At 37.9% G+C, this 17,302-nt stretch carries 17 protein-coding genes and 3 pseudogenes; 6 read left to right on the forward strand and 14 right to left on the reverse strand.

Going from position 1 to position 17,302, the window contains the following annotated elements; all coding sequences use genetic code 11:
• Nucleotides 1-19: 19 nt before the first annotated feature.
• A pseudogene (locus tag SMA_RS07515) lies at nt 20-1,038 on the reverse strand (IS30 family transposase).
• A gap of 146 nt (nt 1,039-1,184) precedes the next feature.
• Between SMA_RS07515 and SMA_RS07520 the strand changes: the two are divergent.
• Nucleotides 1,185-1,508 carry a hypothetical protein gene (locus tag SMA_RS07520; RefSeq protein WP_039671102.1) on the forward strand — a complete coding sequence of 108 codons (324 nt, stop codon included), beginning with the start codon at nt 1,185-1,187 and terminating at the stop codon, nt 1,506-1,508.
• Between the two features lie 55 nt (nt 1,509-1,563).
• Here the strand turns inward: SMA_RS07520 and SMA_RS07525 are convergent, their stop codons facing one another.
• Nucleotides 1,564-2,853, reverse strand: a complete 1,290-nt coding sequence (locus SMA_RS07525; protein WP_014294987.1) for a peptidase U32 family protein — start codon at nt 2,851-2,853, stop codon at nt 1,564-1,566.
• Nucleotides 2,854-2,984: 131 nt separating this feature from the next.
• Nucleotides 2,985-3,911 carry a peptidase U32 family protein gene (locus tag SMA_RS07530; RefSeq protein WP_014294988.1) on the reverse strand — a complete coding sequence of 309 codons (927 nt, stop codon included), beginning with the start codon at nt 3,909-3,911 and terminating at the stop codon, nt 2,985-2,987.
• Between the two features lie 268 nt (nt 3,912-4,179).
• Here SMA_RS07530 and SMA_RS07535 point away from each other — a divergent pair, with 268 nt between their 5' ends.
• Nucleotides 4,180-4,464 (forward strand): DUF3270 domain-containing protein, encoded by a 285-nt coding sequence (locus SMA_RS07535; protein ID WP_014294989.1) that lies wholly within the window; start codon nt 4,180-4,182, stop codon nt 4,462-4,464.
• Nucleotides 4,465-4,633: 169 nt separating this feature from the next.
• Here SMA_RS07535 and SMA_RS07540 read toward each other — a convergent pair whose 3' ends face one another.
• The 7 genes from SMA_RS07540 to SMA_RS07570 all read right to left on the reverse strand — a co-directional run bounded on the left by SMA_RS07540 (nt 4,634) and on the right by SMA_RS07570 (nt 10,552).
• The gene (locus SMA_RS07540; protein ID WP_014294990.1) at nt 4,634-5,107 is read right to left on the reverse strand and encodes a YtxH domain-containing protein; all 474 of its coding nucleotides are present in this window, start codon (nt 5,105-5,107) and stop codon (nt 4,634-4,636) included.
• Nucleotides 5,104-5,523, reverse strand: a complete 420-nt coding sequence (locus tag SMA_RS07545; protein WP_014294991.1) for a DUF948 domain-containing protein — start codon at nt 5,521-5,523, stop codon at nt 5,104-5,106. Before SMA_RS07545 ends, SMA_RS07540 begins: the two co-directional genes overlap by 4 nt.
• Nucleotides 5,524-5,546: 23 nt before the next feature.
• Entirely contained in the window at nt 5,547-6,329 is a 783-nt protein-coding gene (gene lgt, locus SMA_RS07550) for a prolipoprotein diacylglyceryl transferase (protein ID WP_014294992.1), read from the reverse strand.
• Complete coding sequence (hprK, locus tag SMA_RS07555; RefSeq protein WP_280144267.1) at nt 6,329-7,258, reverse strand: HPr(Ser) kinase/phosphatase; 930 nt, start codon at nt 7,256-7,258, stop codon at nt 6,329-6,331. Before hprK ends, lgt begins: the two co-directional genes overlap by 1 nt.
• Nucleotides 7,259-7,605: 347 nt before the next feature.
• Nucleotides 7,606-7,884 carry a PspC domain-containing protein gene (locus SMA_RS07560; protein ID WP_014294994.1) on the reverse strand — a complete coding sequence of 93 codons (279 nt, stop codon included), beginning with the start codon at nt 7,882-7,884 and terminating at the stop codon, nt 7,606-7,608.
• Nucleotides 7,885-7,989: 105 nt separating this feature from the next.
• The gene (locus SMA_RS07565; RefSeq protein WP_014294995.1) at nt 7,990-8,433 is read right to left on the reverse strand and encodes a SprT family protein; all 444 of its coding nucleotides are present in this window, start codon (nt 8,431-8,433) and stop codon (nt 7,990-7,992) included.
• Nucleotides 8,420-10,552 carry a Tex family protein gene (locus SMA_RS07570; protein ID WP_014294996.1) on the reverse strand — a complete coding sequence of 711 codons (2,133 nt, stop codon included), beginning with the start codon at nt 10,550-10,552 and terminating at the stop codon, nt 8,420-8,422. The genes SMA_RS07565 and SMA_RS07570 overlap by 14 nt, the downstream gene beginning before the upstream one ends.
• Before the next feature lie 216 nt (nt 10,553-10,768).
• Between SMA_RS07570 and SMA_RS07575 the strand changes: the two genes are divergently transcribed.
• The 4 genes and pseudogenes from SMA_RS07575 to SMA_RS12170 all read left to right on the forward strand — a co-directional run.
• Nucleotides 10,769-10,903: an SPJ_0845 family protein gene (locus SMA_RS07575; protein ID WP_003065749.1), complete on the forward strand. Its 135-nt coding sequence runs from the start codon at nt 10,769-10,771 to the stop codon at nt 10,901-10,903.
• 5 nt (nt 10,904-10,908) lie between these two features.
• Nucleotides 10,909-11,811: a permease gene (locus tag SMA_RS07580; protein WP_014294997.1), complete on the forward strand. Its 903-nt coding sequence runs from the start codon at nt 10,909-10,911 to the stop codon at nt 11,809-11,811.
• Nucleotides 11,811-12,623, forward strand: coding sequence for a TIGR03943 family putative permease subunit (locus SMA_RS07585; protein WP_014294998.1), 813 nt, complete (start codon nt 11,811-11,813; stop codon nt 12,621-12,623). Before SMA_RS07580 ends, SMA_RS07585 begins: the two co-directional genes overlap by 1 nt.
• A gap of 73 nt (nt 12,624-12,696) precedes the next feature.
• Nucleotides 12,697-12,977, forward strand: a pseudogene (locus SMA_RS12170) (IS3 family transposase); the annotation flags it as partial.
• Nucleotide 12,978: 1 nt separating this feature from the next.
• Here SMA_RS12170 and SMA_RS11705 read toward each other — a convergent pair.
• The 4 genes and pseudogenes from SMA_RS11705 to SMA_RS07610 all read right to left on the reverse strand — a co-directional run.
• A pseudogene (locus tag SMA_RS11705) lies at nt 12,979-13,590 on the reverse strand (group II intron reverse transcriptase/maturase); the annotation flags it as partial.
• Between the two features lie 456 nt (nt 13,591-14,046).
• Nucleotides 14,047-15,480: a signal recognition particle-docking protein FtsY gene (gene ftsY, locus SMA_RS07600; RefSeq protein WP_039671111.1), complete on the reverse strand. Its 1,434-nt coding sequence runs from the start codon at nt 15,478-15,480 to the stop codon at nt 14,047-14,049.
• A gap of 48 nt (nt 15,481-15,528) precedes the next feature.
• Nucleotides 15,529-16,347: a Cof-type HAD-IIB family hydrolase gene (locus SMA_RS07605; RefSeq protein WP_014295002.1), complete on the reverse strand. Its 819-nt coding sequence runs from the start codon at nt 16,345-16,347 to the stop codon at nt 15,529-15,531.
• On the reverse strand, nt 16,347-17,144 hold the full coding sequence (locus SMA_RS07610) for a Cof-type HAD-IIB family hydrolase (protein ID WP_014295003.1): 798 nt from the start codon (nt 17,142-17,144) through the stop codon (nt 16,347-16,349). The genes SMA_RS07605 and SMA_RS07610 overlap by 1 nt, the downstream gene beginning before the upstream one ends.
• Nucleotides 17,145-17,302: the final 158 nt, after the last annotated feature.

Consider the following 17,302-nt stretch of genomic DNA (forward strand, 5'->3'; position numbering starts at 1 on the left):
ATAGGCTAGTATTCCATTGTTAGGTTGTTTGGGCTAGCCCAAACAGAAATTTTGCAGTTTTGTAATGATGGAGTCGTCTAGGCCTCTCATTGATAGCTTAGATATAATGTACGAGTTCCTTTTCGGTTAATGAGTTGAAAGATTGTCCTTTAGGGAGAAATTCTCTCAAAAGACCCTTAAAGTTCTCTTTTGTTCCTCTTTCATGAGAGGAATAAGGATGGGCGAAGGAAATATCAACCTCTTCTAAATCCGATAAGAGACTGAATTCAGAGCCGTTATCTGATGTGATAGAAGTAATAGGGTGTTCAGCCAAGAGTTTTTACAACTTCATTGATGGTTTCTGCTTGTTTATTCGGTAGCTTACACGCCAAGGCAAATCGTGTTTGACGTTCGACCAAGGTCATGATAACAGCCTCTCCTTTGGTCTTTTGACCGAGAAGTAGATCAACCCCCAGCGTCCAAACTCAGAACGGTTATTAATCATTTCTGGACGCTCTTCAATAGATTTTCCAAGGGTCTTCTTATTGACTGTTGTTTGATATTTAGACCACTTTCTGATACTCACCATCTTCGGTAAATCTATTGGCTTGATAGAAATAAAACAAGCTGCGATATAGCGATATAATGTCTTCGTTGAAGGAATGGTTTCTGTTGGCTGTTCCTCTTTGTATTCGTGAACAAACGTATCTACACTATGTCGACGAACATTGGACCTAACAGCCTTATCTAGTTTTTCAAAGAAAGTCAGAGAGCACTGCTTTAATTTCAGTTAGGTCCTCTTTTTCCGATTTTCTTCATAGATACGTTGACCACTGTCAGCGAAATAGGTTTGATAATAAATTTGTTTTCCATTTTTATTTTGGACTTGTGTTACTGTGCCACGCTTAATCTCACGGGTAATTGTCGAACGATTTCGCCCTAATAGACGGGCAATCTCAGCAGGTTTTTCCCCATCTTCAAATAGGCACTAATTTCACCTCGCTCAGAGCGTGATAAGTGAGAATAACGAGACTTTTTGGTAGAATGAGTTTGGGACATGTTCATCGCCTTTCTACACTGAGTTGGGGAATTCTAGTGTATCAGACGAACATGTCTTTTTTGTTGCACTTCATTTTACAACGCGGCATTTATTTTTTTCTTCAAAAGGTGTATAATCATTTTATCAATTATTTAGGTAAATGACTATGAAAAATCTTATCAAACGTTTAAAAAGGCAAGCACAGGCGTATATTGACTTTCGTGCTCAACCAGCCGCAGATATTAATCTGAAAACTCACAAAATCATCACAACCATCAAAGAAGCACAAGAAAAGCAATTAGCGCTTCATGCTATTTACGAAGACGGCAGTTTTACAGGTGATTTGGTCAAATACGACCCCAAAAATGACAAATTAATCCTCAAAAACTTTCAAAAGAATATCTCAACAATCATCGCTATCAGCGATATCAATCGTTTGACATTGGTACCACCAACTGTCCGTAAATCTCAAGAACTAGACAAAAAATGAACGACCCTATGCCATTATATTTAAGAGTCGTTCATTTTTTAATAATTATTACTGATTATGCTCTAACAGTTTTGCTAGAACCGTCGCTTTTATAAAGGTTCACAAGTCCTTCTTTACGAGCACGAATCATATCTCCTGCTTGAACCGCTTGAGGGACAGTGATTGTCAATAATTCCATTGGATTTGGAGCACGATCAATTTTATTACCATCAGCATCATGCAAATCTTTGATATAAGTTTCAAAACGACGGAATCCTGGTCCGTAGAATTCGATGGCATCTCCTTCGAGAATAACGTTACGTTGACGGATTGTTGCTGTCATCGTTTCTTCGTCAAAGGCAACAACTTCACCGACAAATTTATATTGTGGTATTTTACGACGAGCACCAAAGAGTTGCTCGTTTTCTGTTGGTATTTGGTAGTAGAAACCAGTTGCCAATTCACGTTGGGCAACTTTCCAAAGCTCATCAAGTAATTCACCTTTGATAGCTTCGAATTTTGCTGGACTGTCTAGGTAAGCATCGACAGCTGCACGGTAGCAGTTTGTGACTGTTGATACGTAATGAATTGATTTCATACGACCTTCAATCTTAAAGCTATCGACACCATTTTCAATCAAATCAGGCAAGTGTTCGATCATACACATATCAACTGATGACATTGAAAAGGGCTCTGGAATTTCACCTTCAAGACTTTTACGTTCTTGACCGAATGGCATATCGTAAAGGTCATATTTCCAGCGGCAAGATTGTGAACAACCGCCACGGTTAGCGTCACGGTGGCTCATGTGATTAGAAAGGACACAACGTCCTGAATAACCAATACACATTGCGCCGTGAACGAAGGCTTCAATTTCAAGTGAGGTGTGTTTGCGAATTTCTTCAATTTCAGCAATGCCAACTTCACGCGCCAAAACGACACGAGACACACCGATTTCTTCCCAGAAAGCAAAGGCTTCATAGTTGGTTGTCGAAGCTTGTGTTGACACATGGACTTCTAAACCTGGTGCTTCTGTTAAACAAATTACCATAAGTGCTGGGTCAGATGCGATAACGGCATCCAAGCCCATATCACGGAGTTCACGGAACCACTCTCCTGCACCAGTTTCGTTTCCTTCGTGGGTAACCATATTTGCTGCGACATGGACCTTAGCGCCATGCGCATGGGCATAATTAATCCCTTCTTGCAATTCTTCCATCGTGAAGTTCCCAGCACGGCTACGAAGACCGTAAGCTTGTCCACCGACAAAGACTGCATCAGCTCCATAATCAACAGCGACTTTTAATTTCTCAAGAGTACCAGCAGGTGCTAAAACCTCTGGACGTTTTAAAGTTTTTTCTGACATTATTATATTCCTATTTCCAAGATAGTAAAATTTAAAGATAAATATCTTTACAACAATTTCAGTTAATTAACTAACTTGTCATGCCCTGAAATAGTAACTCAATCATGACAAGATTTCATTTTTGGGTAGTTTTACTTCACTTCCTCTGGATCAAATTCATAGAATCCAGTTCCAAGTGAACGACCTTTTGGATGTAATTTACGAATTTCTTCATCCAATAAGAAAGCTTGATCTTGTGTAAATTCATCCGCTTCAATCAATTCTTTAGCTTTGACAAAGCATTTAACAATCTCAACAAAATCATGCCCTGGACAATAAATACCGTCCAATTTCCAATGAGTGAAATTATGGTCGGTTAACTCTGTCAATTTTGGCATCATATCAATATCATCAGTATCAAAAATATGTGTGCCATGTTTATCCTCAAAAATTGAGTAATGAGAGTCTTTATTGCTTGGTTCAGCAAGGAAAAGACCACGTTCACGTGTTTTTTCATCATCATTATGCGTAAAATTGTAATAATTTTGCAATAATGGACGTTTTGAATGATGAATGACAGTAGCTCCGTAAACAAGCACTTCAGCTGGGTAGCGAAGATTTTCTGACATTTTGAACAATTCGACTGACGGGATTTCACGAGCAAGAACGACTTCGCTAGCGCCATGGTCTCCCCAGAAATTCACTTGACGACTTGATGTTACAAAAACAGAAACATCATAAATCATCTTGAAATCGTAGCCTTCATTTTTATTGATGTGAAAAACACCTGCATCTCCTGCTACTAGATAATCGACTTTAATATCTTTCAAAAAATCAAGATATGGGCGAACCGCATTAATCATATCTTGGTGCAACAAAGCATTGCAAGCGATACTTAGTTCTTTTCCAGCATCATGAACTAGCTTAGCGATTTCAGAAAGTTCATCATAAGTAAAATTATGAGGCAAACGTAAACCATAGTTTTCCTCACCCACATAAATACGATCAACACCTGCCTCTAAAAGCTCTTTGACCTGCTCAATAGACTCAGCTGTCGCAGTAATAATTATTTTTTCCATAACGTTTTAATTATACCACTCCTATAACAATTAGTCACAGATATCCTCTAAAATCTTATTGTTATAGCTTTCTAAAAAGTTTTAGTGTCATCTCAAAATGAGAAAAACTTTATGAGAGGGGAGGCTCAAAAAGAAATCCTCATTTTGAAACAAAAAAAGGAACAACTATTTTAAACATATTTTTTAACATCAGTCAAGGGATTTTTTAAAAAGGTGACAAATTTGTTAATTTATGGTATGATATCTAAGTATCAGAGGAGAGAGGATTATGCTAACACCATTAAAGCAACACAAAGAGCTTGAAGAACGGCATTATCAAGAAGATAATGCACCAAAATTTCAAGAATTTCAAGAAATTGACCACAGAAATGCTAAATTAAAAGAGTTAATGTTTTTTGCTCGTATTGCATTATTTGGAATTTCGACTGTCGTCATTTCATTCTTTTTGCTGGTCTTGAATCTAGCTCCAATCTGGGCTTTCTTATTTGCCTCTCTTATTAGCCTAGCTATTACGTCAGCTGTTTCAAGTATTATTTGGTCTTTAAGACATTGAAATGAACTACTACAACTCCACTTTGGGGTTGTTTTTATATTTTCCATATTAGAAAAGCAGTCATGTGTTCAATTGACCGCTTTTTTATATTGTAAGAAAAATTTTTGATATTTTTCTTAACTTTCCTATTTTCAGGATCGAACATAAAAAGGTCCACTGGACCTTTTTATTATACTTCATCAGCTTCTTTGGTAGTAGTCTCAGGCTTTTCAGTTGCTGGGGCTTCTTCATCTTGTGTGTAGTCAATGATAATGTCATCGACTTCTGCTTTTGATTCTTCTTTAGCTTCTTCTGCTTCGTTAACCGCTTCAGATACTTTAGAAGTAAATTCTGAGACTTTTTCAGAAGCAAAATCGGCTGCGGCTTTACCTTTTTCTTTTACTGTATCCAAAAATTCATCGGTTGTTAATTCACCAGATTCAAATTTTTGGCGGTAGTCGTTGAAGGTATCAACAGCTAAAACTGTGTATTCTGTTGCTTTATCTTTTGCTTTTTGATGATATTCAGCAGGATTTTCTTTATAAGCCTCATAAGCTTTAGCGGCTTTCTTTTGGAATTTCTTACCTTTTTCGGTAGATAGGAAATAAGCTGCGGCTGCACCAGAGGCAACACCAATAATCACGTTTTTCAATAGTTTACTCATACTTCTTCTCCTTTTTTACGAAATAATTTTGAGGCAACTTTACCAACAGCAAATGCTGCAAAAGCTTTGCTAACATTTGATGAGGATTGAGTAGCTTTTTGAGTGATGTTACGAGCTTTTGTATTCAAGTCCGAAACAGTCTCAGACAACTCTGCAACTGCCACAAAAAGTGGATCAATTGTTGACACCTTGCCATTAACATCCTCAACTAAAACATTAGCTTTAGCCAAGATTTCATTGGTCTGATGAAGAGTGACGTTAACATCACTGGTCAACACTTTTATGGTTTGCTTTGTTTCATCAATTGTCTCATTTACAACATCAACTGTTTTATATAGTTTAACACCAAGTGGTATAAAAACGCCAACAAAAACAGCAAAAGCAATGGCAATAATTAATAGTGCTACTTCAAACATTTTTTCTCCCATCTACCTATTTTTTATTCCTGATAATACGGAACATCTTTCTGTTTTCTTCTCCAGATAACCAAGACTACACCAATCAAAACGAGTAGAGCAGAAAGCCATTGTGATACTCGAATTCCGAGTAACATTAGACTATCTGTCCGCATTCCTTCGATGACAAAACGCCCACAACCATACCAAATAAGGTAAAAGAAGGCAATTTCACCTTGTTTGAAGAAACGTGGTCGGTGTCTTAGGATCATGACAATCACAAATCCTAATAAATTCCACAATGATTCATATAAAAATGTCGGAACACGATACGAACCATCAATATACATCTGGTTCTTGATAAAATCTGGTAGGAAATTCAGATTATCTACTATTTTACCATAAGCTTCTTGATTTATGAAATTTCCCCATCGCCCAATAGCTTGCGCAATCATGACACCAGGTGCTGCAATGTCCAAAAAATCGAGTGGATTGATTGCTCGGTAATAAGAAAAAACAAACAATACGATTGCTCCTGTAATCAAGCCACCATAAATAGCAAGACCACCGTTCCAAATGGCAATTATTTCGCTCAATGGCTGATTAGCATAATAAGACCAATCAAAAATGACATAATAAACACGAGCACCAATAATCGCAAGTGGGAATGCAATTAAAATAAAATCTAAAATATCATCAGGAATTATCTTCCGACGCGGTGCTTCTTTCATCGCTAAATAAACAGCAAGAAGTAACCCTGAAACAATAAAAATCGCATACCAACGAATACTAATAGGACCTAACTGAATAGCAACTGGATCAATCATTAGTCCTCCTCGTTTTGGCTAATAAGCTGAGTGAGGCGGTCCTCAAATGTCTTAGTTGCATCAAATCCCATTTGTTTAGCACGGTAGTTCATGGCTGCTGCTTCAATAACGACTGACATGTTACGTCCTGTTTTTACTGGGATACGCACGCGCGGAATTTTTACACCAGATAACTCGATTTCTTCGTTACTATTTCCTAAGCGATCAAAGATTTTATCTGATTCAAAATTCTCTAAGTAAATTGCCAATTGAACTTGTGATGAATCTTTAACAGCGCTAGCACCGTACAAGCTCATCACATCAATGATACCAACACCTCGAATTTCAAGCAAATGACGGAGAATTTCTGCGGGTTCCCCCCAAAGTGTTTCTTCGTCTTTGGCAAATACATCGACACGGTCATCAGCCACCAAGCGGTGACCACGTTTGACTAATTCAAGACCTGTTTCACTTTTACCAATTCCTGAATCACCTTGAATTAAAACTCCCATACCGTAAATATCCATGAGAACACCATGAACGCTAGTGCGTTCGGCAAGGCAAGAATCCAGATACCATGATATTTCACCAGATAAACGACTTGTTGGCGCATGACTTTGCAAGACAGCAATGCCTTTTTCTTTAGCGGCTGCCAACATTTCATCTAGAATGGGTAGATTACGCGCCACAATAATAGCAGGTGTCTCTGGCTTAATCATTTCTGTCAAAACTTGATAACGATTATGTGATGACATTTTGGTAAGATAAGACCACTCTTTCATCCCTATCAATTGCAGGCGTTCCGGCGAATAATAATCAAAATAACCTGTCATCTCAAGCCCAGGTCGTGAAATATCTGACGTTGTAATTTCTTTAGCTAATAAGTCATCATCACCGTAGATAACATCTAGCTTGACCTTCTCCACCAACATTTTTACAGTAACCGACATTTGATGTACCATGAACCATTTATCAATCACCTCGTGACTGTGTAAATAAATTGAAAATTTTAGAAAATAAGCTTGACTAAAACCACAAGCTATTTTCAGTTTATCATCAATTTTTGTTCAATCCTTTTCCTCTTTTTTTCATTATTATATCACATTAACCTGAAAAAGTAAGCGTTCACGCAGACTTATTCAAAAACATTGTCAGTTTCCTGCTAATAAAAAGCTACCAAATCAAAAGCCCAGAACAATCATACTCTGAGCTTTTCCTGTTTTGAAAGACCTTTATAAGTTCCTGTTATCCCTATAAGTGTCAAGTTTTTGCTACATTGAAGTTGAACTGTCAGTTTTTACCAAAACCAACCATCGTTGTCATCATTTTCGTCAACGACTTCAGCATCCTTACGTCGGCGTGGTCCCGTTCCATAATGGTCACGAGTGATATCTTCTTTGTAAGGAAGAAAAATTGCTAAAAGAATATAAATGACAATGCCAAATCCATAAAAATACATCAGCAATGCTGTCAAGACACGCGTCAAAGACAAGTCCCAACCAAACTTATCAGCAATTCCGGCACAGACACCACAAACCAGTTTATTTTTTCGCTGTTTATAAAGAGCTGATTTCATTTTAGCCCCTTCCTTCTTTTTATCTCAATATGATTATTATACCTAATCGCCCTTAAAATAAAATCAGTCCTACGACTGATTTTATACTGAAGAAAAAATCTTTCTCTAAATTTCTTGATTTTTGATTTCTAAGAGCTTGCCGTGGCAACGTCCACAACGGTATTTTTGGGTATTGACACGACGTTTTCGGTGATAGTCTCGTCCACATTTTTGGCAACGATATAGGTATTTTTCCGTCTTTTGGGGCATGGCTGGCGCGTAACGCAGACCATCAACTGCTTTCAATAATGCTTTAAAATCGGCATCAGCGTGCTTATAGCCTTTTCCCTCAAAATACAAATGATAATGACAAAGCTCATGGCGAACAATTTTTCGAAAAACGTCAACAACAAATGCTTCATAAATCTTGGGATTAAAATCCAAATGCCCATCAGCAGGGAAAAAACGACCACCTGTTGTCCGCAAACGTGGATTCCAGACTGCCGTATGGCGAAATTCTTTTCCGAAATCTTCTCGTGAGACTGTTTTGATAAAATTAGTTAAGTTCACGTAACTCTACCAAGGAAAGATTAATTTTTCCACGTTCCTTATCGATTTTTGAAACCCAAACCGTCACAACGTCTCCGACAGAAACCACTTGACTTGGGTGTTTGACAAAGGACTTGCTCATTTGTGAAATATGAATCAAACCGTCATCATGCAAACCAATATCAACAAATGCACCAAAATCAACGACATTGCGGACAGTTCCTTCTAATTTTTGCCCAATTTCAAGGTCTGAAATATCCAAAACATCTTGGCGGAGCACAGGTGCTTCAAAATCATCACGCAAATCACGCCCTGGTTTTAAGAGGTCAGCGATAATATCTTTAAGCGTTTCTTGCCCGATATTAATGGTTTCAGCCATCGTTTCAATTGAAACAGATTGCAGTTTTGTTTTTGCTGAATCATCTAAATCTGTAATATTTAATTCTTTCAATAAGCGTTCAACGGCTTTATAAGACTCTGGGTGAACGCCTGTATTGTCAAGGATATTTTCTGACCCTGGAATACGCAAGAAACCTGCTGCTTGTTCAAAAGCCTTAGCTCCCAGACGTGGAACTTTTTTGATTTCTTCACGCGAAGCAATTCGTCCATTTTCATCACGGTATTTGACAATATTTTCAGAAATTGTTTTATTTAATCCTGAAACGCGGGCTAATAACGCGGGGCTTGCTGTATTGATATTAACACCGACTTGGTTAACAACGGTATCTACAACAAAATCAAGCTTTTCGGCAAGTTTTTTCTGACTAACGTCGTGCTGATATTGTCCGACACCAATTGATTTTGGATCGATTTTAACCAATTCTGCAAGTGGGTCTTGCAAACGACGCGCAATGGAAATAGCTGAGCGTTTTTCAACGGTCAAATCTGGAAACTCGTGACGTGCCAATTCAGATGCGGAATAGACAGAAGCTCCACTTTCATTGACAATCACGTAAGAAACATCTGGAAAATCTTTCAAAACTTGTGCCACAAAGGCTTCACTTTCACGGCTAGCAGTCCCGTTTCCGATAGCAATAATCTCAACACCATATGTGCGAATGAGATCTGCTAAATCTTTTTTCGCTTGCTCGATTTTAGCCTGACTAGCTGGTGGAACAGGATAGATAACTTGGGTAGTCATCAATTTTCCTGTTTGGTCAACAACACCTAACTTAGCTCCTGTACGAAAGGCTGGGTCAAATCCTAACACCATTTTTCCTTTCAAAGGAGACACCAAAAGGAGATTGCGAAGATTTTCGGAGAACAGTTCGATTGCACCATCCTCTGCACTTTCTGTTAACTCACTGTGAACACGGCGTTCCATAGCAGGAACGATTTTTTTCTTAATCGTTCCTGCTATGACATCATCAATATAAGCATTTTTATTTTTAAAGCGAGCTCCCATGAAGCGCACCATTTTATCAATGTTATGCTCGAAACCAACTTTTAAAATACCGAGTTTTTCACCACGATTAAGTGCCAAAATACGATAACCTTGGATTTTAGAAACTTTCTCTGAAAAATCATAGTAAATTTGGAAGGTTTTATTATTATCGGCAGCTTCATCTTTAACTGTTGATATGATTGAGCTGTAAGACCAGATTTCATTGTAAACCCATGAGCGGAGCTTGTTGTCCTCCGAAAAAGCTTCAATAAGAATTTCACAAGCGCCAGCAAGGGCCTTGTCAGCTGTTTCAAACCCTTCTGTTATAAAATTCGCTGCTTCTACTTCAAGCGAAGGCTTATTTTGCAAAATTAAACGAGCTAGTGGAAATAGCCCTGCTTCTCTGGCGATAGTGGCTTTAGTACGACGTTTTTCTTTGTAAGGAAGATAAAGTTCTTCAACGTCTGCCAACTTTTCAGCCTTCTCAATAGCTTTTTTGAGTTCCGCAGTAAGCTTACCTTGTTCTTCAATTTTAGCAAGAACAGTCGCTTTACGGTCAGTTAAAGCTGTCATGCTTTTATCCAAGTCAATGATAGCTTTAATTTGTACTTCATCCAAATTACCTGTCATTTCCTTACGATAACGAGCAATGAAAGGAATGGTATTCCCTTGTGAAGTCAAGTCTAGAACTTTGGCAATTTGGCTCTCTTTGATGTTTAAATCTTGAGCAATTTTTGTTACATTTTCATTTTCCATAGTGCTTCTATTATATCATAAATCAGCTGAGTCTCAGGTTTTCACTTAGATTTTTAAATGCAATAATGAGAAATTCACGCCAATTTCTTAGGCAGATAACCGTCTAAATGACACACTATTTCGCATTAAAATAGCTAATTTGTCTGCTTAGTTTTTGTACTATTTGAGGATTGATAGTATAATAAGAGCTGATTACATATAGAAAAGAGGTGCCTTATGGCTATCACACATAAACGTCAAGATGATTTAGAGTCAATGTTTGCAAGCTTTGCAAGTATTCCTAAAATCTCTAGCGACCCTGAAAAAGAAAAGAAAGTTAAGGACAAAAAAGCTGAGAAAGCGACTGATTAATTTTTATGGAAATTTTTAATAATTTACCTGCTAGTGTCTTACAATGGTTTGCGATTTTTATTTCAATCATTATCGAGGCACTGCCTTTTGTTTTGCTAGGAACCATTCTTTCTGGCTTCATTGAGGTTTATGTTACGCCTGATTTGGTACAACGTTTTCTACCTCGAAATCGTTTTTTACGAATCCTTTTTGGAACTTTTATTGGTTTTGTCTTTCCGTCCTGCGAATGTGGTATTGTTCCCATTATCACGCGCTTTTTGGAGAAAAAAGTTCCTAGTTACACCGCTGTTCCTTTCTTGGCAACAGCTCCGATTATCAACCCAATCGTCCTTTTTGCCACCTATTCAGCTTTTGGAAATAGCTGGCGCTTCTTAAGCTTACGACTGCTTGGTGCTATTATTGTTGCTATTACGTTGGGTATCATGCTGGGATTTGTGGTTGATGAAAATATCCTCAAAGAAAATGCTAAACCAACACATTTTCACGATTATTCTGGTGAAACATGGTATCGCAAAATTTTCTTAGCTCTTGCGCACGCAATTGATGAATTTTTCGATACTGGACGTTATTTGGTTTTTGGTACCCTGGTAGCTTCAGGAATGCAGATTTACCTACCAACACGCATTTTGACCAGAATTGGTGGTAATGCCCTTACAGCCATTTTAGTCATGATGTTACTGGCATTCATTCTTTCTCTTTGTAGTGAAGCAGATGCCTTTATCGGAGCTTCCTTGCTATCAAGTTTTGGTACAGCACCTGTTCTAGCCTTTCTTTTGATTGGACCAATGGTAGATATTAAAAATCTAATGATGATGGTAAATTCCTTTAAACCTCGCTTTATCGTCCAATTTATCACAGTATCTGTTGGGATGATTATTATTTACTGTTTACTTGTGGGGGTGATTTGATGATTCGATTTTTAATTTTAGCGGGTTACTTTGAATTAACCATGTATCTTCAAATCTCTGGAAAATTGGATCAATACATCAATACTCACTATGCTTATTTAGCCTACATTTCCATGGTTTTATCATTTCTTTTAGCGGTTATTCAACTGGTTATTTGGATGAAAAATCTGAAATTGCACAGCCATTTACATGGAAAAATAGCGAAGGTGACTAGTCCGATGATTTTGGTCATTCCAGTGTTGGTAGGGCTCTTAGTTCCTACGGTAACGCTAGATTCAACGACAGTAGCTGCCAAAGGCTATAATTTCCCACTTGCTGCTGGTTCTGCTGGTACGGTTAGTGATGATGGAACAACAGTCCAATACCTGAAACCTGACACAAGTTTGTATTTTACATCTTCTGCTTACGAAAAAGAAATGCAGAAAGAACTCAAAAAATACAAAGGTTCAGGCGAACTTAAAATCACAACCGAAAATTATATGGAAGTCATGGAACTCATCTATCTCTATCCTGATGAATTTATGGGACGTGAGATTACTTATACTGGATTTGTTTATAACGAGCCTGGTCACGAAGGCTATCAATTCCTTTTCCGTTTTGGTATCATTCACTGTATTGCAGATTCTGGTGTTTATGGCTTATTGACAACTGGAAACAGTACAAGCTACGCTGATAACACTTGGATTACCGCAACAGGCACAATCAGCCTCGAATACAACCAAACCCTTGAACAAACACTCCCAGTTCTTCATATTATAGAAATGAAAGAGACTAGTGAACCCGATAATCCTTACGTTTATCGTGTCTTTTAAACACAAGCCCCCTCCAAAACTGAACTGCACCCTAAAAATTAGACAAAAATCTAACGATTGGGGTGCTTTTTGTATGAAATTAAGTTATAAAGACAAGGTTCAAATCTATAAGTTACGACAAAATGGAGAGTCGATTAACTCCTTATCAAAAAAGTTTAGTATTGATAAGCTTATATCAAATATAGGTTTCGACTGATTGATCGGTATGGAATAAGTATCGTCAAGAAAAGGAAAAATATTTATTACTCTCCAGACTTAAAGCAGGAAATGATTGATAAAGTTTTGTTTAACGGTCAATCCCAAAAGCAAGTCGCTCTTGATTACGCCTTACCCAATTATAGTCAGCTGTCAAATTAGTCATGTTAACCTTTAATCCTAGTCCCTGTTCTATGAAACGGCTAATTGAGTGCATGACCCGCTTTGCGGCTGCTCCACTGCCGACTGTGATAACACAGTCATCTGCGTAGCGAACGAAGTGAAGTCCCCTACTTTCCAACTCTTTATCCAGCTCATTAAGCATGATATTAGACAAGAGCGGGATAAGTTTCCTCACTGTGGTGTACCCACTAGTGTTTTCTGCCGGTGTCCATTAACAACCACACCCGAATGGAGATATTTTCGTATCAGAGATTCTGTGTTATCATCTTGTATCATGTTATGGACAAGCGACATCAATCTATCTTGAGGAACCGTATCGAAGAATTTCTCAAGGTCTATGGCCACTATCCACTCATAGCCATCATTGAGATATTTTAATAACTTGATAATGGCTTTTTCACATGACCTTTCTGGTTTAAAACCATAGCTCGTTTCAGAAAAGTGAGGCTCACAGATAGGACTGATGACTTGAACAATAGCTTGTTGTATCATTCTATCCATGACCGTTGGGATGCCAAGCTGACGGTCTCCTCCATTTAGTTTAGGCAACTCGTAAGACTGGTTGGGGGTACTTCCTTTGGGACTTTAGTGTTTAGTGCCACCTCATCCGCTATATACGCCTTGATATCACGTTCCTGTTCGTAGTGCCACGATTTTGCTATTCCTTCCTCTCCCCGCTACCTCACGATGGTCAGGATGCAGAGTCGCTATAGGGTTCACCAGTAGCGGGTGCCCCAGAGGACTTACACCTCAGATGTACGACATGCCCGTCGTACACTAAAAGGACTTAGCCCTGTACAATACAGGACTAAATCCTTTCAATAATTAATTATCCAACTTTTTGGGGTCAGTACAAACTGGAGGGGGGCATTTATTTTGTTTTATAAGTATAAACTAGTCGTCCAATGTTTATGAGTGAGACGAATGCCCAAATAAGCATGGTAACCCAGTTTGCCTCGAAGGCATAAATGGCTGTTAAAACAAGGGTAGACGACGTTAAGAGAATTATTGATAAATGCTCTTTGAAAAATTCTAACATTAACTTTTAAACAATCCCTTCTAAGAGACCACGCATAAAGTCTTCAGAATCAAATTCACCGATGTCATCAATTTTTTCACCAAAACCAATAAATTTGACAGGAATATCAAGTTCTTGGCGAATAGCAAGAACAACACCACCTTTAGCCGTTCCGTCAATTTTAGTTAGGATAAGCCCAGTTAATGGTGTAATTTTTGAGAATTCTTTAGCTTGGCTAAGCGCATTTTGACCTGTTGAAGCATCAAGTGCAAGGAGTGTTTCATGCGGTGCATCTGGCACGACACGCTTAATGATACGACCAATTTTTTCAAGCTCTGCCATCAAATTATCTTTATTTTGCAGACGTCCTGCTGTATCAATGAGAAGAATATCAACATTTTCAGCGACAGCTTTTTCCATACCGTCAAAAACAACAGAAGCTGGATCAGCTTTTTCTGGTCCTGTTACAACTGGCACACCGACACGACGTCCCCATTCAACAAGCTGCGCAACCGCACCAGCGCGGAATGTATCAGCAGCAACAAGCATGACTTTCTTGCCTTCATTTTTATATTTGTAGGCTAATTTACCGATTGACGTCGTTTTTCCGACACCATTAACCCCAACAAAAAGCATAACGGTTAAATCATCTTGGAAATTAATTTTTTCGTTGAAAACACCGTCTTTTTCGTAAATATCAACTAATTTTTCAATGATAACACGTTTTAATTCGTCAGCTCTCTTAGCATTTTCAATTTTGGCTTCATAACGCAAATCTTCTGTTAATTGTGTTGCGACATTCACTCCAACGTCTGAAAGAATGAGCATTTCTTCTAGTTCCTCGAAGAATTCTTCATCAACACGACGGAAATTAGCCAAGAAGGCGTTCAAACGTGCACTGAAACCAGTACGGGTCTTTTTCAGACTGCGATTGTATTTTTCTTCTTCGGTTTCGGTTGCTTCTTGCACAACTACTTCTTCTGGTTCAGTTTCTTGACGTGTTTCGACAGCTTCAAAAGTAACTGTCTCACCACGGTCAATAGCCTCTCGAACAGCTGCTTTTTTCGCATAATAATCAGCCATGACATCTGAAAAATGGTGGTCTGTTTCAGCCTCATTAGTTACTACGGTTGCTTCTGAAATTTCTTCAGTTTGGTTAGCTGTATTTTCAACCACAGTTTCGCTATTTTCAGACTGAACAAGCGTTTCTATTTCAACAAATTCAGCTTCGCTATTGACATTAACAACGTCTTGAACTTCTGGAGTTTTTTCCACAGTATCGTTGACGATTTCTGCTTGTTCTGAAACCTCAACAGTTTCTTTTACTGTATCTGAAGAGGAGGCTTCGGTTTGTTCTGATGTTTCGACAACCTCTTGAAGTGTTTCTTCTTGGCTTTGGCTGTCAACCGTCTCCTCAACTTCTTTTTTCTTATTTCCAAATAAACGGTCAAATAGTCCCATACTAAGTACCAAAATCGATAAGATTACCTTATCCACTTTTCCTTTCTACTACGCATTTAAAATGTATTTTTCGACAGCTTCTGCAACACCTGATTCGTCATGGGTACGTGTTGTTACCGCATTAGCTGTTTCTTTCGCAATAGCAACACCATTTGCCATTGCGACACCTAAACCAGCCCATTTAAGCATTGAGAGGTCGTTTTCTTCATCTCCCATAGCCATAACATTTTCAGGGAGTAAGTTCAAATGCTGAATCAACTGATTTAACCCTGCTGCTTTATGGACGCCTTTAGGCATCATCTCCAATATAATATCACGTGATTTGAAAATTTCAAACTCATTGTATAATTCTTTCGGAAATTGCAAAATCTGCTTGTCCAAAAATTTGGGATTTGTCACGCTAACGACCTTGTTATAAATAATATTTTTAGGAATATCATCAAAAGAAGTTAGTTCTACAAATTTAAGTTTGGGGTTGGCTTGTGGGTAAAGGGACTGATTGCCTTGACTAGCAAGACTATAAACAATTCCGTCACTAAGCACATCAAATGGAAGAGCAAGCGGTTCAAGCGTGCTGTGTAAACGTTTGAGTTGCGCACGTGTTAGCTCACTTTTATCTAAAATATCGCCATTTGTCTTTTGAACCAAACCACCATTGAAAGTGATGATATAGTCCTCATCAGAAATCAAATCTAGCTCTTCAAGCAAACCGCTAATCGCCTTTAGAGGACGTCCAGTCGTAATAACAACTTTAATTCCCTTATCACGTGCTGCTCGCAAAGCTTTTTTATTTTCTGGTGAAACAACCTTTTGGCTGTTAAAAAGTGTACCGTCTAAATCCAAGGCTAATAATTTAATATCCGCCATTACTCTACCAATCCTTCCATGTAAGCCATGACAGACTCCTCATCACAATGCCCGATGATTTCATTTGAGATGTCTTTGATTTCTTGTCGAGCATTTTCTGTCGCAATTGCAGTCCCAGCAAAATCAAGCATTTCAAAATCGTTAAGGTTGTCGCCAAACGCCACAATTTCTGATTTATCCATGTTAAAGGTTTGACAAAGTGCTTCTAGTCCTGTTCGTTTATTAACATCACAGATAACAATATCGACAGATTTAAAGCCCGTCGTCACCGCTTGCGCATAACTAATACGTTCATTAAACCATGCTTCGCCTTGACGAACAGTATCTTCTGAAAAGTTTGCAGTGACTTTTAAAATATTATCTTCAACGTGCGCCAAATCAGCCACACGTTGAACATTTTCATAATAATTGCTAATAAAATTCAGATAATCATCACTAGCTTTTGGATGTAAATAAGCCCCACTCTCACCTGATAAAAGGAAATCATAACCTAACATATATGGACTTTCAAGAAGAGTATCAATGACCTCCAAATATTGTTTTTTACTCAAACCAGATTCAAAAACAATGTCTTTACCAACTTTTACCAAAGTCCCATTTTCCGCAATAAATGCCATTTTATCAGCATGCTCAGCAAACATTTTTTCCAAAGCCATAAGTGAACGTCCGCTCGCTGCGACAAATAGCATATTATTTTTTTCAAATTTTTCTAGAATATCATGGAGACGCTTACTATCAAAATAGCCATTACTTGTTAAAAATGTACCATCCATATCTGTTGCAACTAATTTTACCATTATTATACTATACTCCTAAAGAATTACATAATTCTATTTTAGCAAAAAACACAGCAATTTTCTTGCTAATAACACATTCTTTTCAATCTTCTAAATAAAGCTGAAATTTTTCCAGTTTTTAAAATTCTTTTTCGAATATATATAGTGAATTTAAACAT

Source organism: Streptococcus macedonicus ACA-DC 198 (assembly GCA_000283635.1).
GTDB lineage: Bacteria > Bacillota > Bacilli > Lactobacillales > Streptococcaceae > Streptococcus > Streptococcus macedonicus.

Bases quoted from the DNA above. Each gene is read 5' to 3' on its own strand.
- SMA_RS07530 (WP_014294988.1), bottom strand. From the start codon at position 3,911: ATGGAAAAAATAATTATTACTGCGACAGCTGAGTCTATTGAGCAGGTC.
- SMA_RS07540 (WP_014294990.1), bottom strand. From the start codon at position 5,107: ATGAGTAAACTATTGAAAAACGTGATTATTGGTGTTGCCTCTGGTGCA.
- lgt (WP_014294992.1), bottom strand. From the start codon at position 6,329: ATGATTGATCCAGTTGCTATTCAGTTAGGTCCTATTAGTATTCGTTGG.
- SMA_RS07575 (WP_003065749.1), top strand. From the start codon at position 10,769: ATGGCTATCACACATAAACGTCAAGATGATTTAGAGTCAATGTTTGCA.
- ftsY (WP_039671111.1), bottom strand. From the start codon at position 15,480: ATGGGACTATTTGACCGTTTATTTGGAAATAAGAAAAAAGAAGTTGAG.
- SMA_RS07545 (WP_014294991.1), bottom strand. From the start codon at position 5,523: ATGTTTGAAGTAGCACTATTAATTATTGCCATTGCTTTTGCTGTTTTT.
- SMA_RS07520 (WP_039671102.1), top strand. From the start codon at position 1,185: ATGAAAAATCTTATCAAACGTTTAAAAAGGCAAGCACAGGCGTATATT.
- SMA_RS07605 (WP_014295002.1), bottom strand. From the start codon at position 16,347: ATGGCGGATATTAAATTATTAGCCTTGGATTTAGACGGTACACTTTTT.
- SMA_RS07570 (WP_014294996.1), bottom strand. From the start codon at position 10,552: ATGGAAAATGAAAATGTAACAAAAATTGCTCAAGATTTAAACATCAAA.
- SMA_RS07585 (WP_014294998.1), top strand. From the start codon at position 11,811: ATGATTCGATTTTTAATTTTAGCGGGTTACTTTGAATTAACCATGTAT.
- SMA_RS07560 (WP_014294994.1), bottom strand. From the start codon at position 7,884: ATGAAATCAGCTCTTTATAAACAGCGAAAAAATAAACTGGTTTGTGGT.
- SMA_RS07580 (WP_014294997.1), top strand. From the start codon at position 10,909: ATGGAAATTTTTAATAATTTACCTGCTAGTGTCTTACAATGGTTTGCG.
- hprK (WP_280144267.1), bottom strand. From the start codon at position 7,258: ATGTCGGTTACTGTAAAAATGTTGGTGGAGAAGGTCAAGCTAGATGTT.
- SMA_RS07610 (WP_014295003.1), bottom strand. From the start codon at position 17,144: ATGGTAAAATTAGTTGCAACAGATATGGATGGTACATTTTTAACAAGT.
- SMA_RS07525 (WP_014294987.1), bottom strand. From the start codon at position 2,853: ATGTCAGAAAAAACTTTAAAACGTCCAGAGGTTTTAGCACCTGCTGGT.
- SMA_RS07535 (WP_014294989.1), top strand. From the start codon at position 4,180: ATGCTAACACCATTAAAGCAACACAAAGAGCTTGAAGAACGGCATTAT.